This is a genomic window from Ancylobacter terrae (assembly GCF_045108345.1).
Classification (GTDB): Bacteria; Pseudomonadota; Alphaproteobacteria; order Rhizobiales; family Xanthobacteraceae; genus Ancylobacter.
Window position 1 is genome coordinate 1,413,178 of sequence record NZ_JBJGXH010000001.1, and the last position, 15,242, is coordinate 1,428,419.

The following is a 15,242-nucleotide window of genomic DNA, read 5'->3' on the forward strand; positions in this document are numbered from 1 at the left end:
CGCTCAGTTGACCGGCTCGCCGCCGACGATCTGATCGAGCGCAACGCGATTGATGCGCACGCCGAGATCCGATTGAAGGCGAACAAGGTATTCGGTCATCAGGTCCTGCTCGATGCTGCGGCCGATATCGGCGATAAGCTTGTCGTCCTGAGCCGTGCCGGTCGGCGTGAGGATATTGGTCACCTGGAACAGCACCCGTCCGTCGTTCTCGGTCGGCGCCGAGCCGGTCGCGCCCTGCTTGGTCTCGAAAACGGCGGCGATGGCGCTCTGCGGGAAGCCCTCGGAGGAGGCCCGACCGCGCCGGAGATCGGACGCCGTGCGAAGCTCGAAGCCATCGGCGGTGACAGCGTCGACGAAGGGCGTGCCGCCATCGATCTTCTGCTTCAGCGCGGCCAGCTTCTCGTCGAGCTGCTTGGCCGCCTCGTCCTGCCGCCAGCGGTCGAGGACCTGCGCCTTGGCTTCCTCGAAGGTGCGGTCCCGCGGCGGCGTGATCGCCTCCACCGCGTACCAGGCATAGCCGGCATTGTTGGCGAGCTGGACGGGGTCGTTCTCGGTGTCGATGTCGCTGCCGAAAGCGCCGGCGATGATCGTCGCCTGGTCGGGCAGCGGCGCGATGGGGTCGCCCGCGGGGGTGCGCCCCTGCCGGTCGGTGTCGACTTCGACCAACTTGAGGCCGAGCTTGCCGGCGATCTCGCCGAGCTTGGCGCCGCCGGCACGCTCATCCTCGATCTGGTCGTGCTTGTCGTGCAGCAGCCGGCCGGCCCGCTCCGCCTGGAGCACGGTCCGCAGTTCCGCGCTCACCGCCTCGAGCGGCTTGGTCGTGCCGGGCGTGACCGCCCCGACATGCACGATCACGGGCCCGAACCGGCCCTGAACCACGCCGCTCGTGCCCTCGGCCGGCAGCGCGAACGCCGCGTCCGCGACGGACTTGTCGAGAATCTCGCCGCGCGTGATGTCGCCGAGATCGATGTCCTTGGCCTCCAGCTTCCGCTCGGCGGCGATATCCGCGAACGACGTGCCCGCCGCGATCTTCTCGGCCGCCGCGCGGGCCTCGTCGGCGCTCGGGAACACGATCTGCTGGACGACGCGCTTCTCGGGCGTGCCGAACTGGGCGAGATTCGCCTCGTAGGCCGCCTTGATGTCGGCATCGCTGATCGCGATCGTCGAGGCGACCGATTCCGGCGTCAGCAGCAGCACCGAGACCTTACGGAATTCGGGTGCCTTGAAGGCGATCTTTCGGGCGTCGAAGAAAGTGCGCAGCGCCTCTTCGCCGGGATCGGCGATCTCTGCCGTCGACGGCAGATTCATCAGGACATAGGAGACGGTGCGCTGCTCGTTCTCATAGCGGCCGATGGCGTCGCGCAGCGTCTGCGGAACGCTCATGCCGCCGCCCAGCGCCTCGATGAACTGCTGGCGCAGCGCCAGCCGACGCTCGGCGTCGACGAAACGCGCCTCGGTGAAGCCGTTCGAGCGCAGGATCTGCGCGAAGTAATTCGGGTCGAAACTGCCGGACGGGCCACGGAAGGCCGGGTTCTCGCGGATTCGCTTGGCGATCTCATCATCGGACAGGGCAAGGCCGAGCTGCTTCACGCGGTCGTCCAGCGCGGCTTCCGCGAGCCGCTCGTTCAGGATCTGCTGCGGCAGGCCGATCGCGCGTGCCTGGTCGGGCGTGAGCCCGCGCTTGATCTGCTGGCTGATCTGCTGGATGCGTTCCTGATAGATCTGCCGGAACTCGGGCACCGTGATTTCCGTGGAGCCGATCGTCGCAAGGGTTTGGCTGCCGAAGCCGCGGAACACGTCGGCGATACCCCAGATGCCGAAGCTGAGGATCAGGAGGCCCATCAGAAGCTTGGCGACGATGCCCGAGGCACCCTTGCGCAGTGTTTGCAGCATTGCTCGTCTCGTTGGTGGCGCCCGGCGCCCGGCCGGTTCGCGAAAGGCGCGCATAATAGGGATGCGACCCTGATGCCGCAACGCCGCACCTCGCAGCATTTGCGAAGCCCCGGGGCTTCTGTTACCCGAGGTCAACAGCCAAGGATCGGAAGGCCGGAATGACGACGCCACGCCCCCTCATCGCCGGCAACTGGAAGATGAACGGTCTCAAGGCCTCCCTGTCGGAAATCGCCGATATCGTCGAAGGCTACGATGCCGCGCTCCGGGCGAGGGCCGATCTGCTGATCTGCCCGCCGGCGACGCTGATCGCGGCCGCCGCCAACATCGCCCATGGCAGCGGTCTCGCCATCGGCGCGCAGGACTGCCACACTCGCGCCTCGGGCGCCCACACCGGTGAAATCTCGGCGGAAATGATCGCCGATGCGGGTGGGACGATGATCATCGTCGGCCATTCCGAGCGGCGCGCCGATCACAACGAGAGCGATTTCGTCGCCCGCTCCAAGGCGGAGGCGGTCGCCCGGGCCGGCCTGAAGGCGATCGTGTGCGTCGGCGAGACGCTTGAGGAGCGGGAGGCCGGCTACGCTCAGTCCTCTGTCGAAGGCCAGCTCGCCAACTCCATCCCCGAAGGCGCGCTCGAGCAGGGGCTCATCGTCGCCTATGAACCGGTCTGGGCGATCGGCACCGGGCGCACGCCGACACCGGCGGATGTCGAGAGCATGCATGGCGCCATGCGCGCCGCCCTGCTGGCCCGCTTCGGCGTCGGCGCGCGGGCCATCCGCCTGCTCTATGGCGGCTCGGTGAAGCCCGACAATGCGCGCGAACTGCTCGCGGTCGATAACGTCGACGGCGCCCTCGTCGGCGGCGCCAGCCTCAAGGCCGCCGATTTCCTCGCCATCGCCCGCGCCTGCCTCTGAACGCATGGCAGCCAGACCGGACGCGGGCTGGCGATGGGGGCGCCATTGCGGGCGGCGTCGGCCGTCCCATCTAACCGGAGGCAAGGCTGCCGGGCGGGATCGGCTGCGGGTAGAAATGCCGGCGGTGATCGTGTAGGAAGCCCGCCGAATGATCGCGCCCCTTCTCCGGGCGCGCAACGCGATTCAAGGGCATTCAATGCATACCGTGCTCATCGTCATCCACCTCATGGTGGTGCTCGCGCTGATTGGCGTGGTGCTCATCCAGCGCTCCGAAGGCGGCGGCCTCGGCATTGGCGGGGGAGGCGGTGGCGGCGGCGGTTTCTTCAGCGTGCGTGGCTCCGCCAACCTGCTGACGCGGGCGACGGCCATCCTCGCGGCGATCTTCTTCGTCACCAGCATCAGCCTCACCATACTGGCGAGCTGGGGCCGTGGCCCGACCTCCATCCTCGGGACGCAGCCGGTGTCCGTTCCCGGCGCGCCGCCGGTTCCGGGCGCTCCCGCGCCGGGCGGTTCGGTGCTCGACCAGCTCAAGGGCGCCCAGCCCGCGCCGACGGCTCCGGCCGCGCCGCAGGTGCCGCAATCGCAGTGAGTGCGTCGCCGATCGGGCGGCGTTTCCGAAAGACGTGTGGGCGGGAGGCGGTACGGTGTGCCGTTCCTCTCGCCGAATCGTGTTTTAGCAGTTAGAAATCGAATTCCATGGCGCGCTATATTTTCATCACCGGCGGCGTCGTGTCCTCGCTCGGCAAGGGCCTCGCTTCCGCCGCGCTCGGCGCGTTGCTGCAGGCCCGCGGTTACAAGATCCGGCTGCGCAAGCTCGACCCCTATCTGAACGTCGATCCGGGCACCATGAGCCCGTATCAGCACGGCGAGGTCTTCGTCACCGACGACGGTGCCGAGACCGATCTCGACCTCGGCCATTACGAGCGCTTCACCGGGCGGCCGGCGACGCGGCAGGACAACATCACCACCGGCCGGATCTACCAGGACATCCTCACTAAGGAACGGCGCGGCGACTATCTCGGCGCCACCATCCAGGTGATCCCGCACGTCACCAACGCCATCAAGGACTTCATCCTGTCGGGCAACGACGGGTATGATTTCGTGCTGGTGGAGATCGGCGGCACGGTCGGCGACATCGAGGCGATGCCGTTCCTCGAGGCGATCCGCCAGGTCGGGCAGGAGCTGCCGCGCCGGCACTGCGTCTATATCCACCTGACGCTGCTGCCCTTCATTCCCTCCGCCGGCGAGCTCAAGACCAAGCCGACCCAGCACTCGGTCAAGGAGCTGCGGGCGTTGGGCATCGCGCCCGACATCCTGCTCTGCCGCACCGACCGCGAGATTCCGAAAGAGGAGCGCCGCAAGCTCGGCCTGTTCTGCAACGTGCGCGAGAGCGCGGTCATCGAGGCCCGCGACGCCGACAACATCTATGCCGTGCCCTCCGCCTATCACGAGGCGGGGCTCGACGGCGAGGTGCTCGCCGCCTTCGGCATCGAGCCGGCGCCCGAGCCCAATCTCGCCCGCTGGCACAAGATCGAGGGCGGCGTGCGCAATCCCGAAGGCGCGGTCACCATCGCCATCGTCGGCAAGTACACCGGGCTGAAGGACGCCTACAAGTCGCTGATCGAGGCGCTGGCCCATGGCGGCATCGCCAATAATGTGCGCGTCAATCTCGACTGGATCGAGAGCGAGATCTTCGAGCACGAGGATCCCGCGCCCTTCCTGGAGCATGTCCACGGCATCCTCGTTCCCGGTGGCTTCGGCCAGCGCGGCGCCGAGGGCAAGATCCGCGCGGCCCGCTTCGCCCGCGAGCGCAAGGTGCCGTATTTCGGCATCTGCTTCGGCATGCAGATGGCGGTGATCGAGGCGACGCGGAACCTCGCCGGCATCGAGAAGGCCAACTCCACCGAATTCGGCCCGACCGACGAGGCGGTGGTCGGCCTGCTCACCGAATGGCTGCGCGGCAACGAACTCGAGCGGCGCGGCCTCGGCGGCGACCTCGGCGGCACCATGCGGCTCGGCGCCTATCCGGCCCATCTCGCGGACGGCAGCCGCGTGGCCGACATCTACGGCTCGCAGGACATTTTCGAGCGTCATCGCCACCGCTACGAGGTCAACACGGCCTATCGCGCGCGTCTGGAAGCTTGCGGGATGCTGTTCTCGGGCATGTCGCCGGATGGGCTGCTGCCGGAGATCATCGAGTATCCCGACCATCCCTGGTTCATCGGCGTGCAGTTCCACCCGGAGCTGAAATCGCGCCCGTTCGAGCCGCACCCGCTGTTCGCCTCCTTCATCCGTGCGGCGATGGTGCAGAGCCGGCTGTTCTGACTTCTGTATCGGCGGCGGCTTCGCTACCCTGCGGCATGGCGAGAGCGACTCGCCGCGTCGCAGAGGAGTTGCCATGCCCCGCGGTCTCGATCATGTCGTCCATGTGGTTCGCGACCTCGAAGCGGCGGGCGAACTCTATGACCTGCTCGGCTTCACCGTCGGCACGCGCAACCGCCATCCCTGGGGCACGCATAACCGGCTGATCCAGATCCCCGGCTTCTTCGTCGAGCTGCTGGAGATCGCCGATGCCGACGCGATCCCCCCGCATGAGAACGCGCATTTCTCCTTCGGCGCCTTCAATCGCGATTTTCTCGCCGAATGCGGTCCGGGGCTCTCGATGCTGGTGTTCGAGGGTCATGACCCGGCCGCCGAGAAGGCCGAATTCGATGCCGCCGGGTTCGGCGGATTCGATGTCTTCAGCTTCGAGCGGACCGGGCGCCGGCCCGACGGCAGCGATGTCGAGGTCGGGTTCTCGCTGGCCTTCGCCCGCGATCCGAAATCCCCGCAGGCGGGCTTCTTCACCTGCACGCAGCGCCGTCCCGAGAATTTCTGGTCGCCGGAACTCCAGCGCCACATGAACGGCACGGTGGGGGTCGCCGGCGCGGTACTCGTCAGCGAGGAGCCGGCGGCCCATCTCGATTTCATCGAAGCGGTGAGCGGCGTCCGGCTGCGCCGCGCGACCGACGGCTGGTATGTCGGCGACACCCCGCGCGGCGCAATCGACCTCATGAACCGCGACATCTTCCACACCCGGTTCGGTGGTTCGCCGAAACCCGCACCGGGGCTGCGGATCGCGGCGATCCGCTTCGCGGTGAAGGACATCGCGGTGACGCGCAAGCGCCTTGCTTCCAGCCGCATGGCGGCGGAGGAGATCGAAGGGCTCATCGTGGTCGGCCCGCAGGCGGCGCTGGGCGCGACCCTGGTGTTCGAGCCCGCAACAAGCTGAGACCCGCGACGCACCCGCTCAGGGCGGGTTCATGATCTTCGGCGGCGCGCAGCTCGCCGTGTCGCAGGGCGGCGGGGGTGTCTCCATCCGCGGCGGCGGGTTCGGCCGCTGCGTGCTCGGGGCGGGCAGTGTCGGGGCTTGCGACTGCGGCGCTGGCTGCTGGGCCGACGGATTCTGCAGGATCGGATTACCGGTCGGGGGCGACGACGGGCTCTGTGCCGTCGCGCCGGAAAGGGCGAGCAGGACGGCCGGCACCGCGAGCGTGACGATACGCGCTAGCATGAACAGCTCCGATGAGTTGTGGCGCTTTACGCTATTGACGCGCGGGCCGCGCGAGGGTTCCGCTCCCGCCGCGACGACGGCCGATCCGGCTTCCCTTGGCGGTCGTTCATCGGATAAAACAGCGGCGCCCTGGCTAACTGCCGAATAACGAAACGGCCGCGTAAAATGAACTCGGATTTCGCCGCTCTTCCCGTCACCGTGTTCGAGACCATGTCGCGTCTCGCCTTGCAGCACGGCGCGGTCAATCTCGGCCAGGGCTTCCCGGACGATCCGGGGCCGGAGGATGTGCGCGCCCGCGCGGCCGATGCGGTCCTCAACGGCTGGAACCAGTATCCGCCGATGATGGGCATGCCGGTGTTGCGCCGCGCGGTGGCCGATCACTATCGCCACTGGCAGGGGATCGATCTCGATCCGGATACGCAGGTGATGATCACGTCGGGCGCCACCGAGGCCATTGCCGGCGCGCTGTTCGCGCTGATCGAGCCGGGCGACGAGGTGGTGCTGTTCCAGCCGCTCTATGACGCCTATCTGCCGCTGGTGAAGCGGGCAGGGGGCGTGCCGCGCCTCGTCCGTCTGGCGCCGCCGTCCTGGCGCATCACCGAGGAGGCGCTGGCGGCGGCCTTCACGCCGCGAACGCGTCTCGTTCTGTTCAACAACCCGCACAACCCCGCTGGCCGTGTGTTCGACGCGACCGAGCTCGACCTCGTGGCGCGATTCTGCGTGCGGCACGACGCCGTTCTGGTGTCGGACGAGGTGTGGGAGCATGTCGTGTTCGACGGGCTGCGGCATCAATCGGTGCTGTCGCTGCCGGGACTCGGCGAACGGGCGGTGAAGATCGCCTCGGCCGGCAAGATCTTCGGCATGACGGGGTGGAAGGTCGGCTTCGTCTGCGCCGCGCCGGCGCTGATGAAGGTGCTGGCGAAGGCGCACCAGTTCCTCACCTTCACCACGCCGCCCTCGCTGCAGGAGGCGGTGGCCTACGGGCTCGGCAAGGAGGATGGCTGGTTCGAGGCCAGCCGGTCCGCTCTCCAGCGCTCGCGCGACCGCCTCGCCCAGGGCCTGACGGAGCGGGGATTCAGCGTGCTGCCCTCGGCCGGCACCTATTTCCTCAACGTCGATCTCGCCCCGCTGCGGTTGCCGGTCGGCGACGAGGCGTTCTGCCTCGATCTGGTCCAGCGCCATGGCGTCGCGGCGATCCCGGTTTCCGCCTTCTACGCGCAGGAGCCTGTGACCAGCGTCGCGCGCTTCTGCTTCGCCAAGAAGGACGCGACGCTCGACGCGGCGCTCGACCGGCTCGATGCGGCGCGTCTTGCTCTCGCCCGCACTGCATAATGGCGCGGGGGCGCTGCCCACCGATTGGGCTGCCGTCGTCGTTCCGCCACATTTTTGGGCCGATCGGCTGAGTGGCCAGCGGTATATTTCGACATTCGCACCATCTGGCATACCAGTCGGCTGACGCATGTGCGGCGCGGCCTCACTTGGCACGACGGTTGCTAACCTTCCCTTCGGCACGCGGACGGGGGTCCTGCGTGTGAACTCCAGAAGGGAACAAATATGTTGAACCTGTTCTCCAACGCAGGTCGGGCCGCCGGCCGCGTCGCGGCTGGAGCGGCGGCCCTGGCGCTCGCCGCCGCCGCCGTGCCTGCGCACGCTCAGGAAACGATCAAGATCGGCGTTCTCCACTCGCTGTCCGGCACCATGGCCATCAGCGAGACCACGCTGAAGGACACCGTCCTGTTCCTCGTCGACGAGCAGAACAAGAAGGGCGGCGTTCTCGGCAAGAAGATCGAGGCGGTGGTGGTCGATCCCGCGTCGAACTGGCCGCTCTTCGCCGAGAAGGCGCGCGAGCTGATCACTAAGGACAAGGTGCAGGCGGTGTTCGGCTGCTGGACCTCGGTGTCCCGCAAGTCCGTGCTGCCGGTGTTCAAGGAGCTGAACAACATCCTCTTCTACCCGGTCCAGTACGAGGGTGAGGAGTCCGAGCGCAACGTGTTCTACACCGGCGCCGCGCCGAACCAGCAGGCCATCCCGGCGGTCGACTACCTCGCCGAGAACGAAGGCGTGCAGCGCTGGGTGCTCGCGGGCACCGACTACGTCTACCCGCGCACCACCAACAAGATCCTCGAGGCCTATCTGAAGTCCAAGGGCGTCAAGTCCGAGGACATCATGATCAACTACACGCCGTTCGGTCACTCCGACTGGCAGACCATCGTCGCCGACATCAAGAAGTTCGGCTCGGCCGGCAAGAAGACCGCCGTCGTGTCGACCATCAACGGCGATGCCAACGTGCCGTTCTACAAGGAACTCGGCAACCAGGGCATCAAGGCGACCGACATCCCGGTGGTGGCGTTCTCGGTGGGTGAGGAAGAGCTCGCCGGCATCGACACCAAGCCGCTGGTCGGCCACCTCGCCGCCTGGAACTACTTCCAGTCGGTCGACACGCCGGAGAACAAGGACTTCATCGCCAAGTGGCAGGCCTTCACCAAGAACCCGAAGCGCGTGACCAACGACCCGATGGAAGCCACCGTCATCGGCTTCAACATGTGGGTCAAGGCGGTCGAGAAGGCCGGCACCACCGATCCGGACAAGGTCATCCCGGCGCTGGTCGGCGTCTCCGTGCCGAACCTCACCGGCGGCTTCTCGGCGATGATGGACAACCACCACATCACCAAGCCCGTGCTGATCGGCGAGATCAAGGACGACGGCCAGTTCGACGTCGTCGAGCGGACCCCGGGCCTGATCGTCGCCCAGGAGTGGTCGCCCTACCTCGAAGGGTCCAAGGACCTGATCGCGGTTTGGCGCTCGCCGATGAACTGCGGCAACTTCAACGTGAAGACCGGCAAGTGCGGCGGCGCCGGCCAGTGAGCCGGGCCTGAGGCGCACGGCGCCTCGGGACAGTCCGACCCGAGAACGCGGGGAGGCGGCATCCGCCTCCCCGTCGCCGCCGGCAGCCGCCGGCGCGTCCGCAGCTCCTGACCTACGGATGACGATGTCCCAGAGCGCTCTCGTCCGACGCGCGGCCCTCGTGATGCTGCTCGTCGCTGCTTTCCTCGCCCCGCTCGCCCCTCACGCCTACGCGCAGGGCAGCGGGCCGGACATCAGCGCGGCCCTCGGCCGCCTCGCCACCGACAAATATGACGACACCGAAGCCGCGCTCGGCCAGCTCGCGGTCAGCGGCTCGCCGGCCGCGGCGGCGGTCGTCGCCGCGCTGGGGGACGGCAAGCTGGTGTTCAGCCCCTCCGCCCGCACCGTGTTCATCCGCGATGCCGCCGGCGGCCTGGTCGATCCCGCGACAGGGCAAGCGGTCGCCGCTGCGCCCGCCGACGTGAAGCCCGTGCGGGTCAATAACCGCATCCGCCGCGCCGTCGACGCTGCCACCGGCACGCTGACCCTGGCCAGCCCCGATCCGGCCAAGCGCCTCGAGGCCGCGGCCTCCGTGCTCAAATCGCGCGATGCCGCGGCGCTGCCGGCGATCGAAGCCGTCCTCGCCAAGGAGACCGATCCGAAGGTCAAATCCGCGCTCACGCTCGCCCGCGCCGCCATCATCGTCGGCAAGGCCGATGTGCCCGAATCCGAGCGCATCGCCGCCGTGTCCGTCATCGGCGCGGAGGGTGGGCAGGACGCGCTGGCGCTGCTGCGCAACCTGCCGCCCGACGCGCCCGCCGCGGTGAAGACCGCCGCCGACGGCGCCATCGCGTCCATCGAGCACAGTCTCGCGCTGTGGGCCGTCGCCCAGAATGTCTGGTACGGGCTTTCGCTCGGCTCCGTCCTACTGCTCGCCGCCATCGGCCTCGCCATCACCTTCGGCGTGATGGGCGTCATCAACATGGCGCATGGCGAGATGGTCATGCTCGGCGCCTACACCACCTTCGTGGTGCAGGAGGTGATCCGCACCTCCTATCCCGGCCTGTTCGATGCCTCGCTGCTGATCGCCATCCCGCTCGCCTTCGTCTTCACCGGCCTCGTCGGCATCCTCATCGAGCGCACGGTGATCCGCTTCCTCTATGGCCGCCCGCTGGAAACGCTGCTGGCGACCTGGGGCATCTCGCTGATCCTGCAGCAGGCGATCCGCACCGCCTTCGGCCCCACCAACCGCGAGGTCGGCGCGCCGAGCTGGATGTCGGGCGCCTTCGAGCTCGGCCACATGTCGATCACCTATGGCCGCCTGTGGATCATCATCTTCGCCGGCCTCGTCTTCCTCGCTTTGCTGGCGACGCTGCGGCTGACCCGCATCGGCCTCGAAATGCGCGCCGTCACCCAGAACCGGCGCATGGCCGCCTCGGTCGGCATCCGCACCCACTGGGTGGACGCCATGACCTTCGGCCTCGGCTCGGGCATCGCCGGCATCGCCGGCGTGGCGCTCAGCCAGATCGACAACGTCTCGCCCAACCTCGGCCAGAGCTACATCATCGACAGCTTCCTCGTCGTGGTGTTCGGCGGCGTCGGCAATCTCTGGGGAACGCTGGTCGGCGCCATGTCGCTCGGCGTCGCCAACAAGCTGCTGGAGCCCTATGCCGGCGCCGTGCTCGGCAAGATCGCGCTGCTGGTCATCGTCATCCTCTTCATCCAGAAGCGTCCGCGCGGCATGTTCGCGCAGAAGGGCCGGGCGATCGAAGCATGAGCACGCTGCCCGCCACCTCACCCGCCCGCCCGAGCCTGTTCGGCACCAGCGGCGCCATCTTCCTCGCCATCGTGCTCGGCGCGGCCGTGCTGATACCCGCGCTGAACCTGCTGGTTCCCGAAGGCTCGGCGCTGCATGTGCCGACCTATCTGATGTCGCTGCTCGGCAAATATCTGTGCTTCGCCCTGCTGGCGCTCTCGGTCGACCTGATCTGGGGCTATGTCGGCATCCTCTCGCTCGGCCACGGCGCTTTCTTCGCGCTCGGCGGCTACGCGATGGGCATGTACCTGATGCGCCAGATCGGCTCGCGCGGCGTCTACGGCAACGCGGTGCTGCCGGACTTCATGGTGTTCCTGAACTGGAAGGAACTGCCGTGGTTCTGGCACGGCTTCGAGTGGTTCCCCTATGCCGCGCTGATGGTGCTGCTGGCGCCGGGCGCGCTGGCGCTGGTGTTCGGCTGGTTCGCCTTCCGCTCGCGCGTCACCGGCGTCTACCTGTCGATCATCACCCAGGCGATGACCTTCGCGCTGCTGCTCGCCTTCTTCCGCAACGACATGGGCTTCGGCGGCAATAACGGCCTCACCGACTTCAAGGACATCCTCGGCTTCAACATCCAGTCGAACGGCACGCGCGCCGTGCTGTTCGCGCTCTCGGCGATCGCGCTGGCGCTGGGCTATGTGCTGTGCCGCTTCCTGGTCACCTCGCATTTCGGCAAGGTGCTGATTGCCATCCGCGACGCCGAGGCGCGGGTGCGCTTCACCGGCTACCGGGCGGAGAACTACAAGCTGGTCGCCTTTGTGGTCTCCGCCATGCTGGCGGGCGTCGCCGGGGCGCTCTATGTGCCGCAGGTCGGCATCATCAACCCGAGCGAATTCTCGCCGGCCAACTCGATCGAGATCATCATCTGGGTCGCGGTGGGCGGGCGCGGCACGCTGATCGGGGCGGCGCTCGGCGCCGTGATCGTCAACTACGCCAAGACCTATTTCACCTCCGGCATGTTGGCGCCCTACTGGCTGTTCATGCTCGGCGGGCTGTTCGTCTTCTCGACGCTGTTCCTGCCGAAGGGCGTGCTCGGCGCCTGGGCGGATTTTCGCGACCGGCGCCGTGCCGCCGCCGCGAGTTCGGCGGTGAACGATGCAACGCCGGCCGCCGATCCGTCCGCCGCGAAGCCGGCCGAGTGAGGAGGGCGCGATCATGAACGCCAATGCTGCCATCGCCGCCGCCATTTCGCCCGAGGCGAACGACGCCCCCCCGCCCGCCGAGCGCCTCACCGAGGCGCTGCTCTATCTCGACGGCGTGACCGTCACTTTCGACGGCTTCCGGGCGCTGAACTCGCTCTCCTTCACCGTCGATCCCGGCGAGATGCGGGCCATCATCGGCCCCAACGGCGCCGGCAAGACCACGATGATGGACTGCATCACCGGCAAGACCCGGCCGGACAAGGGCGACATCTTCTTCAAAGGCGGCACCACCGACCTGACCAAGCTCGACGAGACCGAGATCGCGACGCTCGGCATCGGCCGCAAGTTCCAGAAGCCGACCGTGTTCGAGAGCCACACGCTGGTCGACAATCTGCGCCTCGCGCTCAAGGGCAACCGCAAGGCCATCGCGAACATTTTCCGCAAGGAAACCGCCGAAGAACGCGACAAGATCGACGCCATCTTCGAAACCATCAAGCTCACCGAGCACCGCAACCGGCTCGGCGGCGACCTCTCGCACGGGCAGAAGCAGTGGCTCGAGATCGGCATGCTGCTGGCGCAGGATCCCAAGCTGCTGCTGGTCGACGAGCCGGTCGCCGGTATGACCGACGCCGAGACCGCCCAGACCGCCGAACTGCTGCGCGAAATCAACGCCAACGGTCACTCGGTGGTCGTGGTCGAGCACGACATGACCTTCGTGCGCGACCTCGGCGTGCGCGTCATGTGCCTGCACGAGGGTTCCGTGCTCGCCGAGGGCACGCTCGACCAGGTGAGCGCCAATGAGCGCGTCATCGAAGTCTATCTGGGGCGCTGACGCATGCTCGAAGTGAAGGATGTCAACCTGTTCTACGGCGCCGCCCAGGCGCTGCGCGGTGTTTCGCTGGTCGCCGAGCCCGGCAAGGTCACCTGCGTGCTCGGGCGCAACGGCGTCGGCAAGACCAGCCTGATGCGCGCCATCGTCGGCCGCCATCCGGTGTCGAAGGGCGCGATCCGCTTCAACGGCGAGGACATCACCGCGATGCCGCCCTATGAGCGCGCGCGCCGGGGCATCGCCTTCGTGCCGCAGGGCCGCGAGATCTTCCCGCTGCTCACCGTGGCGGAAAATCTCGAGACCGGCTTCTCGCCGCTGAAGCGAGCGGACCGCAGCATCCCCGACGACGTGTTCTCGCTGTTCCCGGTGCTGGATTCGATGATGCGCCGGCGCGGCGGCGACCTGTCCGGTGGCCAGCAGCAGCAGCTCGCCATCGGCCGCGCGCTGGTGATGCGGCCGAAGGTGCTGGTGCTGGACGAGCCGACCGAGGGCATCCAGCCCTCGATCATCAAGGATATCGGCAACGCCATTCGCTACCTGCGGACCAAGGGCGACATCGCCATCGTGCTGGTCGAGCAGTATTTCGACTTCGCCAAGGAACTGGCGGACCATTTCATCGTGATGGAACGCGGCGCGGTGGTGCTGTCGGGCGACGGCGCCGCGCTCGAGGATCCGGATGTCCGCAACCGCATCGCCGTCTGAGCTCGGCGCGCCGGATCGGGTTCCCGGCGGGCTGCGCGGTCACGGCCGCATCCGCCTCGAGGCCGTCGCGCTCGAAGGCCGCACGGTGCGCGGCCGCACGGAGGAGGCGGGCCCGAGCCGGGTGCGCTTTCCGCGTTCCGGCCGGCGCGGCGGCGCGCTGGAAGCCGTGCTGCTCAACACCGGCGGCGGCATTGCCGGTGGCGACAGCGCCTTCGCACGCGTGCGCGCCGGGCGCGGCACACGGCTCGTCGTGACGACGCAGGCGGCCGAGAAGGTCTATCGCTCGGACGGCGCCTCGGCCCGTCTCGGCGTCGAGCTGGCGGTGGAGGCGGGGGCGTGCCTCGAATGGATGCCGCAGGCCACCATCCTGTTCGACGGCGCCCGCGTCGAGCGCTCGATCACGGCCGAGGTCGATCCCTCCGCACGCCTGCTGCTGGTCGAGCCGCTCGTGCTCGGCCGCACCGCCTGCGGCGAGCGGTTGACGCGGGGCCGGCTGATCGACCAATGGCGCCTGCGCCGCGGGGGACGTCTCGTCTATGCGGACGGCCTCGTGCTGGAGGACGATGTCGCCGCGGTTCTGGCGCGCCGGGCGACGTTGGCGGGCGCCGCCGCCGTCGCCACGGTGCTTCTCGTCGCGGCCGACGCCGAAGCCCGGATCGAGGCGGTGCGCGACCGGCTCGATGCCATTGCCGATGTCGAGGCGGGGGCAAGCGCGTGGGACGGCATGCTCGCCATCCGCCTGCTGGCGGGCGAGGGCGCGATCGTGGAGCGGGCCTTGCGCGCGCTGATCGACCCGCTCGGCGTCGCGGAGCCGCCGCGCATATGGCATTCCTGACGGGGCACAGCCTCGCTTTCGCAGACCCGGAGACTCGCTCATGAATCTCAGCCCCCGCGAGAAGGACAAGCTGCTGGTCGCCATGGCGGCGGAGGTGGCGCGCAAGCGGCTCGAGCGCGGCGTCAAGCTGAACCACCCCGAAGCCGTCGCGCTCATCACCGACGTGGTGGTGGAAGGCGCCCGCGACGGAAGGACGGTGGCCGAGCTGATGACGCTGGGCGCCACCGTTCTCTCGGCCGACCAGGTGATGCCCGGTATCGCCGAGATGATCCACGACATCCAAGTCGAGGCGACTTTCCCGGACGGCACCAAGCTGGTCACCGTGCACGAGCCGATCCGCGGCGCGGCGCAGGCGGTCATCCCCGGCGAGATCATCACCGAGGATGGCGAGATCGAGCTGCTGGCCGGGCGCGAGACCATCGCGCTCACCGTCGCCAATACCGGCGATCGGCCGATCCAGGTCGGCAGCCACTATCATTTCTTCGAGACCAACCCGGCGCTCGCCTTCGACCGCGAGGCCGCTCGCGGCATGCGGCTCGCCATCCCCTCGGGCACGGCGGTGCGCTTCGAGCCGGGCCAGTCGCGCGAGGTGAAGCTGGTCGCGCTCGCCGGGCGCCGCGAGGTCTACGGTTTCCGGCAGGGCGTGATGGGCAAGCTCTGATCCGCCCCGCTTTTCGCCGTCGACCGCGCGTTCCCCTTCGATCGGAAGATGTC

At 68.3% G+C, this 15,242-nt stretch carries 14 protein-coding genes; 12 read left to right on the forward strand and 2 right to left on the reverse strand.

Annotation, left to right across the window (positions count from 1 at the left end; all coding sequences use genetic code 11):
- Positions 1 to 3 precede the first annotated feature (3 nt).
- Positions 4 to 1,893 (reverse strand): peptidylprolyl isomerase, encoded by a 1,890-nt coding sequence (locus ACEUEL_RS06775; protein WP_405703451.1) that lies wholly within the window; start codon positions 1,891 to 1,893, stop codon positions 4 to 6.
- 158 nt (positions 1,894 to 2,051) lie between these two features.
- Between ACEUEL_RS06775 and tpiA the strand changes: the two genes are divergently transcribed.
- From tpiA to ACEUEL_RS06795, 4 genes are all read left to right on the forward strand, one after another.
- Positions 2,052 to 2,807, forward strand: a complete 756-nt coding sequence (gene tpiA, locus ACEUEL_RS06780; RefSeq protein WP_405703453.1) for a triose-phosphate isomerase — start codon at positions 2,052 to 2,054, stop codon at positions 2,805 to 2,807.
- 196 nt (positions 2,808 to 3,003) lie between these two features.
- A complete protein-coding gene (gene secG, locus ACEUEL_RS06785) occupies positions 3,004 to 3,396 on the forward strand; it encodes a preprotein translocase subunit SecG (RefSeq protein WP_405703454.1) in 393 nt (130 codons plus the stop codon).
- A gap of 107 nt (positions 3,397 to 3,503) precedes the next feature.
- Entirely contained in the window at positions 3,504 to 5,132 is a 1,629-nt protein-coding gene (locus ACEUEL_RS06790; protein ID WP_405703456.1) for a CTP synthase, read from the forward strand.
- Between the two features lie 73 nt (positions 5,133 to 5,205).
- The gene (locus ACEUEL_RS06795) at positions 5,206 to 6,078 is read left to right on the forward strand and encodes a VOC family protein (RefSeq protein WP_405703457.1); all 873 of its coding nucleotides are present in this window, start codon (positions 5,206 to 5,208) and stop codon (positions 6,076 to 6,078) included.
- An 18-nt stretch (positions 6,079 to 6,096) separates the two neighbouring features.
- Here the strand turns inward: ACEUEL_RS06795 and ACEUEL_RS06800 are convergent, their stop codons facing one another.
- On the reverse strand, positions 6,097 to 6,360 hold the full coding sequence (locus tag ACEUEL_RS06800; protein WP_405703459.1) for a hypothetical protein: 264 nt from the start codon (positions 6,358 to 6,360) through the stop codon (positions 6,097 to 6,099).
- Between the two features lie 165 nt (positions 6,361 to 6,525).
- Here ACEUEL_RS06800 and ACEUEL_RS06805 point away from each other — a divergent pair, with 165 nt between their 5' ends.
- The 8 genes from ACEUEL_RS06805 to ACEUEL_RS06840 all read left to right on the forward strand — a co-directional run bounded on the left by ACEUEL_RS06805 (position 6,526) and on the right by ACEUEL_RS06840 (position 15,189).
- Complete coding sequence (locus tag ACEUEL_RS06805; RefSeq protein WP_405703460.1) at positions 6,526 to 7,692, forward strand: aminotransferase; 1,167 nt, start codon at positions 6,526 to 6,528, stop codon at positions 7,690 to 7,692.
- A gap of 222 nt (positions 7,693 to 7,914) precedes the next feature.
- On the forward strand, positions 7,915 to 9,225 hold the full coding sequence (gene urtA, locus ACEUEL_RS06810) for an urea ABC transporter substrate-binding protein (protein WP_405703462.1): 1,311 nt from the start codon (positions 7,915 to 7,917) through the stop codon (positions 9,223 to 9,225).
- Between the two features lie 124 nt (positions 9,226 to 9,349).
- Complete coding sequence (urtB, locus tag ACEUEL_RS06815) at positions 9,350 to 10,981, forward strand: urea ABC transporter permease subunit UrtB (protein ID WP_405703464.1); 1,632 nt, start codon at positions 9,350 to 9,352, stop codon at positions 10,979 to 10,981.
- Positions 10,978 to 12,162 (forward strand): urea ABC transporter permease subunit UrtC, encoded by a 1,185-nt coding sequence (gene urtC / locus ACEUEL_RS06820; protein WP_405703466.1) that lies wholly within the window; start codon positions 10,978 to 10,980, stop codon positions 12,160 to 12,162. The genes urtB and urtC overlap by 4 nt, the downstream gene beginning before the upstream one ends.
- Positions 12,163 to 12,175: 13 nt before the next feature.
- A complete protein-coding gene (urtD, locus tag ACEUEL_RS06825) occupies positions 12,176 to 12,994 on the forward strand; it encodes an urea ABC transporter ATP-binding protein UrtD (RefSeq protein WP_405703467.1) in 819 nt (272 codons plus the stop codon).
- 3 nt (positions 12,995 to 12,997) lie between these two features.
- Entirely contained in the window at positions 12,998 to 13,693 is a 696-nt protein-coding gene (gene urtE / locus ACEUEL_RS06830) for an urea ABC transporter ATP-binding subunit UrtE (protein WP_405703469.1), read from the forward strand.
- On the forward strand, positions 13,668 to 14,528 hold the full coding sequence (locus ACEUEL_RS06835) for an urease accessory protein UreD (protein ID WP_405703470.1): 861 nt from the start codon (positions 13,668 to 13,670) through the stop codon (positions 14,526 to 14,528). The genes urtE and ACEUEL_RS06835 overlap by 26 nt, the downstream gene beginning before the upstream one ends.
- Positions 14,529 to 14,568: 40 nt before the next feature.
- Positions 14,569 to 15,189 (forward strand): urease subunit beta, encoded by a 621-nt coding sequence (locus ACEUEL_RS06840; protein WP_405703471.1) that lies wholly within the window; start codon positions 14,569 to 14,571, stop codon positions 15,187 to 15,189.
- Positions 15,190 to 15,242: the final 53 nt, after the last annotated feature.